At 58.1% G+C, this 15,658-nt stretch carries 19 protein-coding genes; 12 read left to right on the top strand and 7 right to left on the bottom strand.

Annotated features, from left to right (window positions below; all coding sequences use genetic code 11):
* Positions 1-194: 194 nt before the first annotated feature.
* Entirely contained in the window at positions 195-389 is a 195-nt protein-coding gene (gene csrA / locus HBO41_RS27995) for a carbon storage regulator CsrA (RefSeq protein WP_003192511.1), read from the bottom strand.
* A gap of 262 nt (positions 390-651) precedes the next feature.
* On the opposite strand from csrA, the gene HBO41_RS27990 reads away from it, so the two are divergent.
* Positions 652-1,017: an SPOR domain-containing protein gene (locus HBO41_RS27990; RefSeq protein ID WP_017138764.1), complete on the top strand. Its 366-nt coding sequence runs from the start codon at positions 652-654 to the stop codon at positions 1,015-1,017.
* Positions 1,018-1,048: 31 nt separating this feature from the next.
* Here HBO41_RS27990 and HBO41_RS27985 read toward each other — a convergent pair whose 3' ends face one another.
* The 3 genes from HBO41_RS27985 to HBO41_RS27975 form a co-directional block, all read right to left on the bottom strand.
* Positions 1,049-1,738 carry an endonuclease gene (locus HBO41_RS27985; RefSeq protein WP_056861270.1) on the bottom strand — a complete coding sequence of 230 codons (690 nt, stop codon included), beginning with the start codon at positions 1,736-1,738 and terminating at the stop codon, positions 1,049-1,051.
* Between the two features lie 4 nt (positions 1,739-1,742).
* Positions 1,743-1,991, bottom strand: coding sequence for a DUF1654 domain-containing protein (locus HBO41_RS27980; RefSeq protein WP_017138765.1), 249 nt, complete (start codon positions 1,989-1,991; stop codon positions 1,743-1,745).
* Between the two features lie 188 nt (positions 1,992-2,179).
* Positions 2,180-3,268: an asparaginase gene (locus HBO41_RS27975; protein ID WP_017138766.1), complete on the bottom strand. Its 1,089-nt coding sequence runs from the start codon at positions 3,266-3,268 to the stop codon at positions 2,180-2,182.
* A gap of 494 nt (positions 3,269-3,762) precedes the next feature.
* Here HBO41_RS27975 and HBO41_RS27970 point away from each other — a divergent pair, with 494 nt between their 5' ends.
* From HBO41_RS27970 to HBO41_RS27940, 7 genes are read left to right on the top strand one after another with little or no spacing between them, the layout of a single operon-like run.
* Complete coding sequence (locus tag HBO41_RS27970) at positions 3,763-4,722, top strand: sugar ABC transporter substrate-binding protein (protein WP_017138767.1); 960 nt, start codon at positions 3,763-3,765, stop codon at positions 4,720-4,722.
* A gap of 57 nt (positions 4,723-4,779) precedes the next feature.
* A complete protein-coding gene (locus tag HBO41_RS27965) occupies positions 4,780-6,333 on the top strand; it encodes a sugar ABC transporter ATP-binding protein (RefSeq protein ID WP_017138768.1) in 1,554 nt (517 codons plus the stop codon).
* On the top strand, positions 6,330-7,307 hold the full coding sequence (locus HBO41_RS27960) for an ABC transporter permease (protein ID WP_017138769.1): 978 nt from the start codon (positions 6,330-6,332) through the stop codon (positions 7,305-7,307). Before HBO41_RS27965 ends, HBO41_RS27960 begins: the two co-directional genes overlap by 4 nt.
* A 3-nt stretch (positions 7,308-7,310) precedes the next feature.
* Positions 7,311-8,333 (top strand): LacI family DNA-binding transcriptional regulator, encoded by a 1,023-nt coding sequence (locus tag HBO41_RS27955; protein WP_169988575.1) that lies wholly within the window; start codon positions 7,311-7,313, stop codon positions 8,331-8,333.
* 23 nt (positions 8,334-8,356) lie between these two features.
* On the top strand, positions 8,357-9,274 hold the full coding sequence (rbsK, locus tag HBO41_RS27950; protein WP_099549916.1) for a ribokinase: 918 nt from the start codon (positions 8,357-8,359) through the stop codon (positions 9,272-9,274).
* Positions 9,271-9,675, top strand: coding sequence for a D-ribose pyranase (rbsD, locus tag HBO41_RS27945; RefSeq protein WP_017138772.1), 405 nt, complete (start codon positions 9,271-9,273; stop codon positions 9,673-9,675). Before rbsK ends, rbsD begins: the two co-directional genes overlap by 4 nt.
* Positions 9,676-9,701: 26 nt before the next feature.
* Positions 9,702-10,730, top strand: a complete 1,029-nt coding sequence (locus tag HBO41_RS27940; RefSeq protein WP_169988573.1) for a nucleoside hydrolase — start codon at positions 9,702-9,704, stop codon at positions 10,728-10,730.
* A 33-nt stretch (positions 10,731-10,763) separates the two neighbouring features.
* Here HBO41_RS27940 and HBO41_RS27935 read toward each other — a convergent pair whose 3' ends face one another.
* Positions 10,764-10,976, bottom strand: coding sequence for a hypothetical protein (locus tag HBO41_RS27935; protein WP_017138774.1), 213 nt, complete (start codon positions 10,974-10,976; stop codon positions 10,764-10,766).
* Positions 10,977-11,148: 172 nt separating this feature from the next.
* Here HBO41_RS27935 and HBO41_RS27930 point away from each other — a divergent pair, with 172 nt between their 5' ends.
* A complete protein-coding gene (locus HBO41_RS27930; protein WP_026013818.1) occupies positions 11,149-11,457 on the top strand; it encodes a hypothetical protein in 309 nt (102 codons plus the stop codon).
* A gap of 143 nt (positions 11,458-11,600) precedes the next feature.
* Positions 11,601-11,921, top strand: a complete 321-nt coding sequence (locus HBO41_RS27925; protein ID WP_017138776.1) for an I78 family peptidase inhibitor — start codon at positions 11,601-11,603, stop codon at positions 11,919-11,921.
* Between the two features lie 74 nt (positions 11,922-11,995).
* On the opposite strand, the gene HBO41_RS27920 is transcribed toward HBO41_RS27925, so the two are convergent.
* Together HBO41_RS27920 and HBO41_RS27915 are read right to left on the bottom strand one after the other, a co-directional pair.
* Complete coding sequence (locus tag HBO41_RS27920; protein WP_003234260.1) at positions 11,996-12,208, bottom strand: cold-shock protein; 213 nt, start codon at positions 12,206-12,208, stop codon at positions 11,996-11,998.
* Between the two features lie 289 nt (positions 12,209-12,497).
* Complete coding sequence (locus HBO41_RS27915; protein WP_017138777.1) at positions 12,498-12,812, bottom strand: hypothetical protein; 315 nt, start codon at positions 12,810-12,812, stop codon at positions 12,498-12,500.
* A 365-nt stretch (positions 12,813-13,177) separates the two neighbouring features.
* Here HBO41_RS27915 and thrS point away from each other — a divergent pair, with 365 nt between their 5' ends.
* Entirely contained in the window at positions 13,178-15,100 is a 1,923-nt protein-coding gene (gene thrS, locus HBO41_RS27910; RefSeq protein WP_017138778.1) for a threonine--tRNA ligase, read from the top strand.
* Positions 15,100-15,651, top strand: coding sequence for a translation initiation factor IF-3 (gene infC, locus HBO41_RS27905; RefSeq protein WP_015884933.1), 552 nt, complete (start codon positions 15,100-15,102; stop codon positions 15,649-15,651). Before thrS ends, infC begins: the two co-directional genes overlap by 1 nt.
* Positions 15,652-15,658: the final 7 nt, after the last annotated feature.

Here is a 15,658-nt window from a genome sequence, read left to right as displayed (position 1 = left end):
CGCACACTGATGGTAGGGTTATAGTCAGTGGATTCGGCCGCGAATTACGCAACAAGTTCCAGTCGCCAAGACAGTTTTATCTTGCAGCGTAGCTGAAAGCATAAAGCACGCCGATCATGCAGGAAGCGCGAGTGGGCGGAAGGGTTTTCGCCAGCCATCACAATGAACGAAAAGGCTGGCTACTGAGTGAGGCGTCAAGGAGTCTGGTTTTTGTCCGGAGCTGTCAGGCCAGCCTGAATGCGCTGGTAGATCTCCTCGCGATGCACGGCAACGTCCTTGGGTGCGTTGATGCCGATTCGTACTTGCTGGCCGCTGACGCCCAGGATGGTGATCGTGATGTCATCACCGATGTTTATGCTTTCACCAACTTTGCGGGTGAGTATCAGCATGGACTTCTCCTTGATTACTTTTAAGGACACATGTTTCAGACAGGGCAGGTGTCGGATGTGTGTAGCTTACTGCTAAGCGCTTCCCTGTGACTGCCTCTTTTAGGACGCATAGAGGCGACATTAATTCCCATGGCGGCATCATACAGGTCTGCGATACATCATTCGCATTGTTTAAGCCAACGTTTATGACGGCCAGAATAGACAGTGAATGATAAAGTTGCCTCTTTATCCTTAAAGGAGCAGGGCAGTGCGTAAAGTAGCGATGGCAATTGCGGTGTTGGCGTTGGCCGGTTGCGGTGAAGGTAAACCGGTTGACGCCCCCAAGGCCAAGCCTGCCGTGACCGAGAGCCAGCCACAAACCGGGGCGATTGCCGCTCAGGAATGGGATGTGTGGGTAGGCCCGCCGGACCATAAGCTGCAAGCAATCACCGACCTGACTGCCTGGTTGCTCGAACATGGTTTCAACTTCTATATCGTCAAAACAGACGGCAAGGACGAGGTGTATCTAGGCCCGTTCGCGAGCAAGGCCGAGGCTGAAGCCAAGCAGGCGCTGCTGACCGAAAAGCTCGCACGGGCCAAGAAAAACGATACCGAATCAGAGGTTATCGAGCACAAGGTCGCGCAATAACCGGCAGGGTGGGCGGCAACTCCGCCCACGCTCAACCGCAGGTCTTCAGGTTTACCGGGCCGACGAACTCGTTACCGCGCCCCATCACACACGCCACAGTCTGGTTGCGCTGGCGCTCCCAGGGTTGCACCGGATAGGTCTTGTTCCAGGCTTCATACAGCTGGCGGTCCTGTTTTGACAGGCGCAAGCCGTATTGTTTGCTCATGTAAAAATACGTTCGGGCGATCATTCCGCGAATAGACGGGCGGGGCATGACTTTTTTGGCCTTGAAATCGACCTGGGTCAGGCATGAGCCGTACTGCCCGCGTTGCGCCGGCAGCCAGCCAAAACTGAAGTTGTTACGGTCGCCATTGACCTCGCCGATGCTCGGCACCAGGTTGTGCAGGTCCGCCTCGGCGCGCTTGAACACATCATCGTGACGCGTACAGTTTTTGCGCCCGCCGGCTTGCCAGCACTGGCGCTGATGTCCGATCTGCCAGGCCGGGACGATATGTTCCCATTCGATGCGTGCGGCACGGTTGGCATTTTTGCGCGGTACGTAACCGCAGGCTTTCAAATCGACCCGGTTGCCGGTGTATTTGCAGCCACAGTAGAACTCCGTGGATTGCGGGGCGTAGAGCTTCCAGGCGACTTTCTTGGCCTCGCTGAAGGTTCGAGGCGCCTGTGCGTGGGCTGTAACGGCAAAAAACAGGCAAAAAACAGCAATAAAACGGCCACTCATTGAATCAATCTTCCTTCGGCACAACCCAGAAAATCTGCACGCCACCGTCATCCCGGTAGGCGAGGGTGACGTTGTCGTTCTCCGCAATCTCCTCCAGCAAGCGCGCCCATTCCTCCTCAGGCTCATCCGGCAAGCGGAAGATCAAGGCCGCCTTGGCTTTCTGGGCGTTGGTCGAATTGATGATTTTTTGCACGCGAACGGCAAGGCGTGCGTAGGCGTCAGGGGTTGGCGCTGCAGAAGAGGACGTTGCCACGGAGTATTCCTTAGTGTGCTGTACGGGCATACAGTATTTAACTGTTACGATTTTCGCAACTGCTTAAAATTCAGAAGGTTTATCTGGCGGCGATTCGAGCGGGGGTTATGCAGCGCGGGGAGTTGTATCCAGGTGTAAGAGGAGAGGTAGAGGCGGGCAAACCCGCCTCTACGCGTGTTACCGGGGGATCAATATTCCCAGAACATCCGTTGCAGCTCTTTGCTGTCCTGGGTCTTGGTCAGGGCAACCATCGCCAGAATCCGGGCTTTTTGTGGGTTCAGGTCATGTGCGACGACCCAGTCGTACTTGTCGTCAGGCTGTTCGGCATTGCGCAGAACGAAACCACCGGCATTCACGTGGGAAGAACGAATGATCTGCACACCTTGCTTGCGCAGTTCCTGCAGGGCAGGCACCACCTTGGAAGACACCGAACCGTTACCGGTACCGGCATGGATGATGGCTTTGGCGCCGGCCTGGGCCAGGGCTTTGACAGCCGTGTCGCTCACGTTGCCGTAACCGTAGGCGATTTCAACGTCCGGCAGGCTCTTGATGGTCTTGATGTCGAATTCGGAATCCATGGTGTGACGCTTGGCAGGCAAGCGGAACCAGTAGGATTTGCCTTCAACCACCATGCCCAGCGGGCCCCATGGGCTTTTGAACGCTTCAGTCTTGATGTTGATCATTTTGCTGACGTCGCGACCCGATTGGATCTCGTCGTTCATGGTCACCAGCACGCCCTTGCCGCGCGCGTCTTTGCTGCCGGCAACGGCCACGGCGTTGTACAGGTTGAGCATGCCGTCCGCCGACATGGCGGTGCCTGGGCGCATGGAGCCGACCACCACGATTGGCTTGTCGGTTTTTTCCACCAGGTTGAGGAAGTAAGCGGTTTCTTCCAGGGTGTCGGTGCCGTGGGTGATCACGATACCGTCCACGTCCTTGCTGTCGGCCAGCTCGGCAACACGGCGGCCCAGTTGCAGCAGGTTTTCGTTGTTGATGCTTTCGGACGCAATTTGCATCACTTGTTCGCCGCGTACGTTGGCGATCTGACTAAGCTCAGGAACGCCGGCGATCAGTTGTTCGATGCCGACTTTGGCCGCCTGGTACGTGGCACTGTTGGCCGCACTGGCGCCGGCGCCAGCAATGGTGCCGCCGGTGGCGAGGATCACGACGTTGGACAGTTTGGTCTTGGTTTCAACTTCCTTTGCCTGGGCGGCAACGGGGAACAGCAGCAGGAGGGCGAGGGCGCCCGGAACAAAAGTCTTCAGTGCAGATTTCATTATTTTTCTCTCTGGTTTTTGATGAGTGCTGTAGCAGGTTCATCGAGAACACCCGGGCCGTTCTGAATGCCGCGAGGTGCTTGGAAAGAGCAGGATTTGTACCAAGCCCATGATGTTCGCGGTCATAAATTAACGTGTTGATTTAAAACAACTTATATTGAATTTTAAGATAAGTGGGCAGCGTGCTCGTCCGGCATTCCGAACAGCAGGGTGGTATTGCGTTCGGTTGTCCGAAAACCATGATGGAATATCAACGGTGGGTGTGGGACTTGGGCGCCATAGCCTGTCGTTTTAGACAACGACCGGGAGAAGCTGAGGTTCAATCCTGCGACCCGCAGGGTGTAGGGGAAGGTAACCGAGCGCCTGGATGAAAGACGCTTTTCACCCGTTGACAAATCTCGACAAGGTTCTCATAGTTTGAACAACGCAAACGTTTGCGAGATGTTTCGCAGTGCAAGCGTTGCTCACAATAATCATAAGATCGGAGTGAACCCATGAAGCTGCCATTTGCTGGACGTCTTCTTGCTGTCGCTGTGCTTGCTGCCGCATCCGCTGCTCTGCCCCTTTCCTCTGCTTTTGCCGATGACGCCGCCGCCAAACCCAAGGTCGGCCTGGTGATGAAGTCCCTCGCCAACGAATTTTTCGTGACCATGCAGGACGGCGCCAAGGCTTATCAGAAAGAACACGCCGCCGATTTCGACATGATCACCAACGGGATCAAGAACGAAACCGACACCAGCGCGCAGATCGATATCGTCAACCAGATGATCCTCGCCAAAGTAAACGCCATCGTGATTGCTCCGGCTGATTCCAAGGCGCTGGTCACCGTGTTGAAGAAAGCCTCCGATGCCGGCATCAAGGTCGTCAACATCGATAATCGCCTTGACCCGGACGTGCTCAAAAGCAAAAACCTCGATATCCCGTTCGTAGGTCCGGACAACCGCAAAGGCTCCAAGCTGGTGGGTGACTACCTGGCCAAGCAACTGAAGGCAGGTGACAAGGTCGGCATCATCGAAGGCGTGCCGACCACCACCAATGCCCAGCAGCGCACCGCAGGCTACAAGGATGCGATGGACGCGGCAGGCATGAAGATTGTTTCCACCCAATCGGGTAACTGGGAAATCGACCAGGGCCAGAAAGTGGCGTCCGCCATGCTGAGCGAATACCCGGACCTCAAGGCGCTGTTGGCGGGTAACGACAACATGGCCCTGGGCGCTGTCTCCGCCGTACGTGCGGCAGGCAAGGCCGGCAAGGTATTGGTGGTTGGCTACGACAATATCGAAGCCATCAAGCCTATGTTGCAAGACGGCCGCGTACTCGCGACCGCCGACCAGGCCGCGGCCCAGCAAGCGGTGTTCGGTATCCAGAACGCGCTCAAGCTGGTCAAGGGTGAAAAAGTCGATGCCAAAGACGGCGTGATCGAAACCCCGGTCGAACTCGTCCTCAAGAAGTAATCCTGGCAGCACCCAACAGCGCCCGCTCGTCCTGAGCGGGCGCCTGGAGATTTTCCTATGTCATCTTCCGCCCCGAACGCTGTCCTCTCGGTCAGCGGTATCGGCAAGACCTATGCCCAACCGGTACTGTCCGACATCACCCTGACGCTCAATCGCGGGGAAGTGCTGGCGCTGACCGGTGAGAATGGCGCAGGTAAAAGCACCTTGTCGAAAATCATCGGTGGGCTGGTCACGCCGACCACCGGGCACATGCAGTTCAATGGCCAGGATTACCGTCCCGGCAGCCGCACCCAGGCTGAAGAGCTGGGCGTGCGCATGGTCATGCAGGAACTCAACCTGCTGCCGACCCTGACCGTGGCCGAAAACCTGTTCCTGGACAACCTGCCCCGCAACTGTGGCTGGATCAACCGCAAGCAACTGCGTAAAGCTGCGATCGAAGCCATGGCCCAGGTCGGCCTGGATGCGATCGACCCGGACACCCTGGTGGGGACGCTGGGCATTGGCCATCAGCAGATGGTCGAGATCGCCCGCAACCTGATCGGCGACTGCCATGTACTGATCCTCGACGAACCGACGGCCATGCTCACGGCCCGTGAAGTCGAGATGCTCTTTGAACAAATCACCCGCCTGCAGGCTCGGGGCGTGGCGATCATTTATATTTCACACCGGCTTGAAGAGCTCGCCCGTGTTGCCCAGCGCATTGCAGTACTGCGTGACGGCAAGCTGGTCTGCGTCGAGCCGATGGCCAACTACAACAGTGAGCAGCTGGTGACCTTGATGGTCGGCCGCGAGCTGGGTGAGCAGATCGACCTGGGGCCACGCACCATTGGCGGCCCGGCGCTGACGGTCAAAGGCTTGACCCGTTCGGACAAGGTTCGCGATGTGTCCTTTGAGGTGCGTGCTGGTGAGATCTATGGCATTTCAGGCCTGATCGGCGCCGGCCGCACTGAATTACTGCGTCTTATCTTCGGTGCCGACCTGGCCGACAGCGGCACCGTGGCCCTGGGTTCGCCAGCCCAAGTGGTGAGCATTCGCTCGCCGGTGGACGCAGTGGGCCATGGCATCGCGCTGATCACCGAAGACCGCAAGGGCGAAGGCCTGCTGCTGACCCAATCCATCAGCGCCAACATTGCCTTGGGCAACATGCCGGAAATCTCCGGTGGCGGCGTGGTCAACAGCCGCGACGAAACTGCCTTGGCCAAGCGCCAGATCGATGCCATGCGCATCCGCAGCTCCAGCCCGGCGCAGTTGGTGTCCGAGTTGTCGGGCGGCAACCAGCAGAAGGTCGTGATTGGCCGTTGGCTGGAGCGCGACTGCGCGGTAATGCTGTTCGATGAGCCGACTCGCGGTATCGACGTCGGCGCCAAGTTCGACATTTATGCCTTGCTCGGCGAATTGACGCGCCAGGGCAAAGCGCTGGTGGTGGTATCGAGTGACCTGCGCGAACTGATGCTGATCTGCGATCGCATCGGTGTGCTGTCTGCCGGGCGCTTGATCGAGACCTTCGAGCGCGACAGCTGGACCCAGGACGAATTGCTCGCCGCCGCCTTTGCCGGCTATCAAAAACGTGACGCGCTGCTCAACGACGCAGTGCTTAGGGAAACACCATGAAAACCACTTCTTCCCCGGGAAAAACCGGCGGCAACTTCTACGGCCTGGGCACCTACCTGGGGCTGGCCGGCGCCTTGCTCGCGATGATTGCGCTGTTCTCGGTGCTCAGCGACCACTTCCTGTCCTATGACACCTTCAGCACCCTGGCCAACCAGATCCCGGACCTGATGGTGCTGGCGGTGGGCATGACGTTCATCCTGATCATCGGCGGCATTGATCTGTCGGTGGGCTCGGTGCTGGCACTGGCCGCTTCGGCGGTCAGTGTGGCGATTCTGGGCTGGGGCTGGAGCGTGTTGCCAGCCGCATTGCTGGGCATGGGCTGCGCTGCGTTGGCGGGCACCATTACGGGTTCGATTACCGTGGCATGGCGCATTCCGTCGTTTATCGTATCCCTTGGCGTGCTGGAAATGGCGCGTGGCGTGGCCTACCAGATGACCGGCTCGCGCACCGCCTATATCGGTGACTCCTATGCCTGGCTGTCGAACCCAGTGGCTTTCGGGATTTCGCCGTCGTTCATCATTGCCCTGTTGGTGATCATCGCCGCTCAGTTGGTGCTGACCCGTACCGTATTCGGTCGCTACCTGATCGGCATCGGTACCAACGAAGAAGCCGTGCGCCTGGCCGGTATCAACCCCAAGCCTTACAAGATCCTGGTGTTCAGCCTGATGGGCCTGCTGGCCGGGGTGGCGGCATTGTTCCAGATTTCCCGCCTGGAAGCGGCGGACCCGAATGCCGGCTCCGGCCTGGAGCTGCAAGTTATCGCCGCCGTAGTGATCGGCGGCACCAGCCTGATGGGTGGGCGCGGTTCGGTTATCAGCACCTTCTTCGGTGTGCTGATTATTTCGGTACTGGCCGCCGGCCTTGCGCAGATCGGTGCGACAGAGCCAACCAAACGCATCATTACCGGCGCCGTAATCGTGATTGCCGTGGTCCTCGACACCTACCGCAGCCAGCGCGCCAGTCGGCGGGGCTGAACCATGGCAACGATCAAGGATGTGGCCGCGCTTGCAGGTATTTCCTACACCACCGTGTCCCATGTGGTGAACAAGACGCGGCCGGTCAGCGAGCCTGTGCGCATCAAGGTGGAAGCGGCGATCAAGCAACTGGACTACGTGCCGAGTGCCGTCGCGCGCTCGCTCAAGGCCAAGACCACTGCGACCATCGGCCTGCTGGTGCCCAACAGCCTTAACCCGTATTTTGCCGAGCTGGCGCGGGGTATCGAGGATTACTGCGAGCGTAATGGCTATTGCGTGATCCTCTGCAACTCCGACGATAACGCCGAAAAGCAGCGCAGCTATCTGCGCGTGTTGCTGGAAAAGCGCATCGACGGCCTGATCGTAACCTCGGTGGGCGGCGACGACAGTGGCCTTGCCGCAGGCTTGAGCGCAGTGCGCACCCCCATGGTAATTGTCGACCGAGCACTGGACGGCATTGATGTCGACCTGGTGCGCATCGATCATGAGCAGGGTGCCTACCTGGCAACCCGGCATTTGCTGGAGCTTGGTCACCGCGACATCGCCTGCATTGGCGGCCCCAGTCATACCCGCGTGGCGCAAATGCGTCTTGCCGGCTATCACCGCGCGCTGCGTGAGGCGGGCGTGGAAGTGCTGGCCAATCGCACCCAGGAAAGCGATTTCACCAGCACCGGTGGTTATGCCGCGGCGGTACATCTGCTGTCGGAAAACCCGCCCAGCGCGATTTTCGCCAGTAACGATATGATTGGTTTCGGCGTGTTGCGTGCAGCCGCCGAGCGCAATATCCGTGTGCCTGGCGAGCTGTCGGTGATTGGTTTTGACGACATTCAAATGGGTCGCTACGTGTACCCGGCGCTGACGACGGTCGGGCAGTCGATCGTGCAACTGGGCGAGACGGCGGCCGAGCTTTTACTGCGACGAATTGCAACACCCCAACTGCCGATCGATCAGCGCATCGTGACGCCGAGCATTGTTTTGCGTGAGTCGACGGCGCCGTTTGCCGGTGTGTTCGCCCAATACCGCTGAACCGAATTGATGAGTACTGATGTATGCCAGCAAAAGTAGTGGTAATAGGCAGCTTGAACATGGACCTGGTCACCCGCGCCAGTCGCTTGCCGCGCGCCGGTGAAACCCTGATCGGCCAGACGTTTTCCACCGTGCCGGGCGGCAAGGGCGCCAATCAGGCGGTGGCCTCTGCGCGCCTTGGCGCTGAGGTGGCGATGATCGGCTGTGTGGGCACGGATGCCTACGGCGCGCAATTGCGTGATGCGCTGCTGGTGGAGGGCATCGATTGCCAGGCCGTCAGCACGGTGGATGGCTCCAGCGGCGTGGCGTTGATTGTGGTGGATGACAGCAGCCAGAACGCGATTGTGATCGTGGCTGGCAGCAACGGTGAGCTCACGCCCGCGTCGTTGCAGGCGGCTGACGCGGTACTGCAGGCAGCAGATGTCATTGTCTGCCAGTTGGAAGTGCCGATGGACACGGTTGGCCAGGCGCTCAAGCGCGGTCGTGAATTGGGCAAGACCGTGATCCTCAATCCGGCACCGGCCAGTGGCCCGCTGCCAGAGGAATGGTATGCCTCGATCGATTATTTGATCCCCAACGAAAGCGAGGCCAGCGCCTTGAGTGGTGTGACGGTCGATTCACTCGACGGCGCCAAGGCTGCCGCAACGCTGCTGCTCAAGGCGGGTGCCGGCAAGGTCATTATTACCCTTGGCAGTCAGGGCGCGTTGTTTGCCGATGGCAAAGGTTTCGAGCACTTGCAGGCGCCCAAGGTCAAGGCGGTGGACACCACAGCTGCCGGTGACACCTTTGTTGGTGGTTTTGCCGCGGCGCTGGCCAATGGCAAAAGTGAAGCCGAAGCTATCCGGTTTGGCCAGGTGGCTGCCGCGCTGTCGGTCACGCGGGCGGGTGCGCAACCCTCTATTCCTACGCTGCAGGACGTACAAGGTTTTATCCCCTCATGAAAAAGACACCATTGCTCAATATTGCGCTGTCGCGCGTGATCGCATCCCTCGGCCACGGTGACATCCTGGTGATCGGTGATGCCGGCCTGCCAGTGCCGCCAGGCGTCGAGTTGATTGACCTGGCGCTCACCCAGGGCATTCCGGATTTCATCAGCACCCTGCGCATTGTGCTCAGCGAGATGCAGGTAGAAAGCCATGTGTTGGCCGAAGAGATCCTGCTCAAGCAGCCACCTGCGCTGACGCCACTTAATGTGTTGACCGAACAGGCCGCCTTGGGCGAGCGCCGTTTGGTCAGCCATGAAGAATTCAAGCAGCTCAGCCGCAAGGCCCGCGCCGTGGTGCGCACGGGCGAGTGCCAGCCGTATTGCAATATCGCGCTGGTGTCCGGCGTTACCTTCTAGAGTTTCCCTACGACAAGGAGTGTTTCATGCAACGTGGTCTCCCAACCCTGAAGAATCTATTTCGGAGTGTCCTGCTTTTGTCCGCACTCACCGCAGCCAGCGCCCACGCGGCGGAAAAAATCGACCTGATCATCGACACCGACCCAGGCGCCGATGACGTCGTGGCGTTGCTGTTTGCCATGGCGTCCCCGCAGGAGCTGAGCATTCGTGCGCTGACCACCGTCGCCGGTAACGTGCGCCTCGACAAGACCTCCCGCAACGCGCGCCTGGCCCGCGAGTGGGCAGGGCGCGAAGACATCCCGGTGTACGCCGGCGCGCCAAAACCCATGCTGCGCACGCCGATCTATGCGGAGAATATCCATGGCAAGGAAGGTATTTCCGGGGTCGCCGTGTATGAGCCGAAAAAAGGCCTGGCCGAAGGCAATGCCGTTGACTACCTGATCAAGACCCTCAGCACCGCCAAGCCTCACAGCATCACCATCGCCATGCTCGGCCCGCAGACCAACCTGGCACTGGCGTTGACCCAGGCGCCGGAGATCACCCAAGGCATCAAGGAAGTGGTGGTGATGGGCGGGGCGCATTTTAATGGCGGCAATATCACCCCGGTGGCTGAGTTCAATCTGTTCGCGGACCCTGTCGCGGCTGAAATTGTGCTCAAAAGTGGCGTCAAGCTGACTTACCTGCCGCTGGACGTGACCCACAAGGTGCTGACCAGTGACGCGCGCCTGAAACAGATTGCCGACATCAAGAACAATGCGAGCAAGGTGGTGGGCGATATTCTCAATGAATACGTCAAGGGCGACATGGAGCACTACGGCATCCCGGGTGGCCCGGTGCATGACGCTACCGTGATTGCCTACCTGCTCAAGCCTTCCCTGTTCAGCGGCCGTGAAGTCAACGTGGTGATCGACAGCCGCGAAGGCCCGACCTTCGGCCAGACCGTCGTCGACTGGTATGACGGCCTCAAGCAGCCGAAGAACGCATTCTGGGTTGAGAACGGCGACGCCCAGGGCTTCTTCGATCTGTTGACCGAGCGCCTGGCCCGTCTGAAGTAAGGTGTTTGCCGGTCGGCGCTCGCCGGCCGGGTCTTATTCGCGCTCGGGGTTATGAGCGCCCATGTGGTCGGCCGGGTATTTCTCGAATACCTGGCCGATGAACGCCTGTGCGGCCTGAGTGCCGAGCTCCTTGACCAGCAGGTCGATTCCGATGATGGCCAACTCCTCCGGGCTTCCGGGGCTGTAGGAGCTTTGTCCTTGAGGCCACTTGGCTTTGATGTCGGCTTGGAGGGTTACGGTACTCATGGTCGGGGCTCACGGGGCGGGAAGGCTGGGCAATGCGCTGGAACGCGGTTCTAACCGGGGCAGTTAACCATTTTTGCGTAGGGTTTGGCAGTGCTACTTAGGCATGAGACGTTTCGGGATGAGGCCGATGCTGTGCGACACTGTTACCCCATTCAATTGCCGGGGACACCAGGTGCAGATCGATTTGAACAACCCCGAGAACCTCACGCTGGAAGCCGTGCGCCAGTTGCTCGCGAGTGCCAGTGACGACGAGCACACCCAGTTGCGGGTGACCAAGGGCGGTATCGCGTTTATTTCTTCCGGGAAGGCCGTAGGCGGAGTCGACATCGACGGCCTGCTGTTTCGCCTCGAGACCTGGGCCAAAGGCTCGGGTTATGTCGGTAACGTCGCGGCCAGCGATGAAGTCTGGGTCCGGCAGATTTTCAACGCGCTCCAGCAGAACTGGCCGAAGCCGCCGTTTGACTACATCGATATCTACTGAATTCGTTCATATCTGGTGACGATTGATCCGGCGAATGCTCGCCTTGAGTCAGGCAGACTTGCTCTTAGGCGATTTACGTCTTGAAACCAAACCGCCAGATCGCTGTCGCACGATCTCTGTCCATTTTTTTCATAGGAGGCTTCATGCCTTGGAAGCTCGCATCATTCGGTACTTTGTTGGCAGCACTCGCGTTGGCGGGTTGCAGCACCCCGGGTGCCCCTGAGCCGGGCAAAGATGCCGCCGTTGCCGATGCAGGTCACACTCGCTGCGAGTCGAAGGCTGCCGAATTCGCTATCGGCCAGAAAGCCTCGCCTCAACTGCTGGAGCAGGCGCGTACCCGTGCCGGCGCGCAGAACGCACGTATCCTCAAGCCTAACGACATGATCACCCTGGAATACCGCTCCGACCGTCTGAACCTGAACACCGACGACAACCTGGTGATCACGCGGGTCAACTGCGGCTGATCGCCTCCCGGCTTTTGCAGCGCCCATAAAAAACCCCGTCACATGGACGGGGTTTTTTTTAGCTCAGCGGAGAATTACTCGCCGCGAACCTGTGCAGCTTGCATACCCTTTTGGCCTTTCTCAGCCACGAAGGAAACGGTTTGGCCTTCTTTCAGGCTTTTGAAACCGTCGCTTTCGATAGCTTTGAAGTGTACGAACAGGTCGTCACCGCCACCTTGAGGAGTGATGAAGCCGAAGCCTTTTTCATCGTTGAACCATTTAACGGTGCCGGTTTGGCGATTAGACATGGTGTATCTCCAAGAAACATATATTTTCAGTAGTGCTGTGCTGCTCAGGCCAACTGGGCACACCGGGGTATCATAGTCGAAATGTTCGGCTTGTAAGCCCCCCCAAGGCATTGTTTGCTAATCAATAGCGTTGCGTTTAGTGCCTTGGTTGGCTGAAAGCCCCGATCTACGGGGCTTTGCAGCGAAATACCAGCTGTTAAAAAAAGCCGTAAAAGCTGCGTAATTTGTGCGAAATGGCAGTTTTCAGGCTGTTTTTTCAGTCAAATGGCCGTCTGATCAGTGGTCGTTGTTATTTTTTCTTCACGACTTTGCAGGACGAAATAGCCGCGACAGCTTTGTTTTTTAGCTCGGGGCTGGAGTTCGGGTTAGTCATGAGCTCTTTGATTTCAGCGGTGCTCAATTCGGCATTGATCTTGTCCGCGCCACATTCGCAATGGCTTTTGGCGGTTTTGGCGTCCACGTTTTGTTGGGCTGCCGAGCTGCAATCCTTGATGAAGCTGTCACGGGCACCTTCAGGCCAGTTCGAAGGGGCGGCGGCGTGCGCGCCAACAGACAAGAAAGCCAGGGAAGCGGCGAGAGCGAGGGTCGAGGTAAAGCGCATCATGAAGTGCTCCTTTGATTCGTGGGCAAACAGCGATTCTCAGCGGGTTTGAGGGCTTTCGTACAGCTCAAGTTCACTTTTACAGGCATCAAACACGGGATTTTATGTTTCATCAGGCGCGGCAGGCGCGATGACCGTTCATCTGTGCTAGCATCCTCTGCTTGGCTATTTCCAGGCGCGCCCATTGCCGCCTTGCCATGTTTTTTGAGTTCACTCCAGTCACTCTGGTTCGATTATCGGTTGGCCGAAAGGCTCCTGCCGCTGTAAGGCAGGCGTTCATCATTGAACGGCCTGGTGTTGGATCTTGTACTGGCTCATCCCAACCCACGTGACCTTTGGTAGGGGTCACCACTAGGAGAGGAGGCGCCATGCCAACTATTACTCTTCCCGACGGCAGTCAACGTTCATTCGATCATTCGGTTTCCGTAGCCGAGGTCGCCGCATCCATTGGTGCAGGTCTTGCCAAGGCCACCGTGGCCGGCAAGGTCGACGGCAAGCTGGTTGACGCCAGCGACCTGATCACTGGTGATGCCAGCCTGCAAATCATCACGCCCAAGGATCAAGAGGGGCTGGAGATCATTCGCCACTCTTGCGCGCACCTGATTGGCCATGCGGTCAAGCAGCTGTACCCAACGGCAAAAATGGTGATCGGCCCGGTCATTGACGAAGGCTTTTACTACGATATCGCCTATGAGCGTCCTTTCACTCCGGACGACCTGGCCGCTATCGAAGCGCGCATGCACGCGCTGATCGAAAAAGATTACGACGTGATCAAGAAGGTCACGCCGCGCGCCGAAGTGATCGACGTGTTCACCGCCCGTGGCGAAGACTACAAGCTGCGTCTGGTGGAAGACATGCCGGACGAACAGGCCATGGGCCTGTATTACCACGAAGAATATGTCGACATGTGCCGTGGTCCGCACGTGCCGAACACACGCTTCCTCAAGTCGTTCAAGCTGACCAAGCTGTCCGGTGCCTACTGGCGCGGTGATGCGAAGAACGAACAATTGCAGCGGATCTACGGCACGGCCTGGGCTGACAAGAAGCAACTGGCGGCCTACATCCAGCGCATCGAAGAAGCTGAAAAGCGTGACCACCGCAAAATCGGCAAGCGCCTGAACCTGTTTCACCTCCAGGAAGAAGCGCCGGGCATGGTGTTCTGGCACCCGAACGGCTGGACCCTGTACCAGGTGCTCGAGCAGTACATGCGCAAGGTTCAGCGTGACAACGGCTACCTGGAGATCAAGACGCCTCAGGTTGTTGACCGCAGCCTGTGGGAGAAATCCGGACACTGGGCCAACTACGCCGACAACATGTTCACCACGCAGTCGGAAAACCGCGACTACGCCATCAAGCCAATGAACTGCCCATGCCACGTGCAGGTGTTCAACCAGGGCCTGAAGAGCTACCGCGAGTTGCCGATGCGCCTGGCCGAGTTCGGTGCCTGCCACCGTAACGAACCGTCGGGTGCGCTGCACGGCATCATGCGTGTGCGTGGCTTCACCCAGGACGACGCTCACATCTTCTGCACCGAAGAGCAGATGCAGGCTGAATCCGCCGCGTTCATCAAGCTGACCATGGATGTTTATCGCGATTTCGGTTTCACCGAAGTCGAAATGAAACTGTCCACTCGTCCGGAAAAACGTGTTGGTTCCGACGAACTGTGGGATCGCGCTGAATCTGCACTGGCCGCTGCGCTAGATAGCGCGGGCCTTGCGTACGATCTGCAGCCGGGTGAGGGGGCCTTCTACGGTCCGAAGATCGAGTTCTCGCTGAAAGATTGCCTTGGTCGCGTCTGGCAGTGTGGTACCCTGCAGCTCGATTTTAACCTGCCGATCCGTTTGGGAGCCGAATACGTCTCCGAAGATAACAGCCGCAAGCACCCGGTTATGCTGCACCGGGCGATCCTCGGCTCGTTCGAACGGTTCGTCGGTATCCTGATCGAGCACTACGAGGGTGCATTCCCTGCGTGGCTGGCTCCGACCCAGGCAGTGATCATGAATATCACTGATAAACAGGCCGATTTTGCCGCTGAAGTTGAAAAAACTCTCAACGAAAGCGGATTTCGTGCCAAGTCCGACTTGAGAAATGAAAAGATCGGCTTTAAAATCCGCGAGCATACTTTGCTCAAGGTTCCCTATCTTTTGGTTATCGGAGATCGGGAAGTCGAGATGCAGACTGTCGCTGTGCGTACTCGTGAAGGTGCTGACCTGGGCTCGATGCCCGTCGCCCAGTTCGCTGAGTTCCTCGCGCAAGCGGTTTCCCGGCGTGGTCGCCCAGATTCGGAGTAATTATTATTAAGCGTGAAATGAGACAAGATAAACGAGCTGCACCGAAAGCCCCGATCAACGAGAATATCTCGGCACGCGAGGTTCGGTTAATTGGCGCTGACGGCGAGCAGATTGGCATCGTCTCGATTGATGAAGCGCTTCGTATTGCTGAAGAGTCCAAATTGGACCTGGTGGAAATCTCCGCCGATGCAATCCCACCTGTTTGTCGGGTGATGGACTACGGCAAATCGATCTTCGAGAAGAAGAAACAGGTTGCCGCAGCGAAGAAGAACCAGAAGCAGATTCAAGTAAAAGAAATCAAGTTTCGTCCAGGGACGGAGGAAGGGGATTACCAGGTAAAACTGCGCAACCTGGTACGTTTCCTGAGTGATGGGGACAGGGCCAAGGTATCCTTGCGATTCCGCGGCCGTGAGATGGCCCACCAGGAGCTGGGGATGGAACTCCTCAAGCGGGTTGAAGCTGACTTGCTCGAGTACGGTTCGGTCGAACAGCATCCTAAGATGGAAGGACGCCAGCTTATTATGGTCATCGCCCCGAAAAAGAAGAAGTAATCAACAG

Origin of the sequence: Pseudomonas sp. WS 5146, from assembly GCF_012985495.1 — a bacterium.
GTDB lineage: Bacteria > Pseudomonadota > Gammaproteobacteria > Pseudomonadales > Pseudomonadaceae > Aquipseudomonas > Aquipseudomonas edaphica.
Note: the sequence above shows the minus strand (reverse complement) of the source record. Positions and strands in the feature narration are given on the sequence as shown.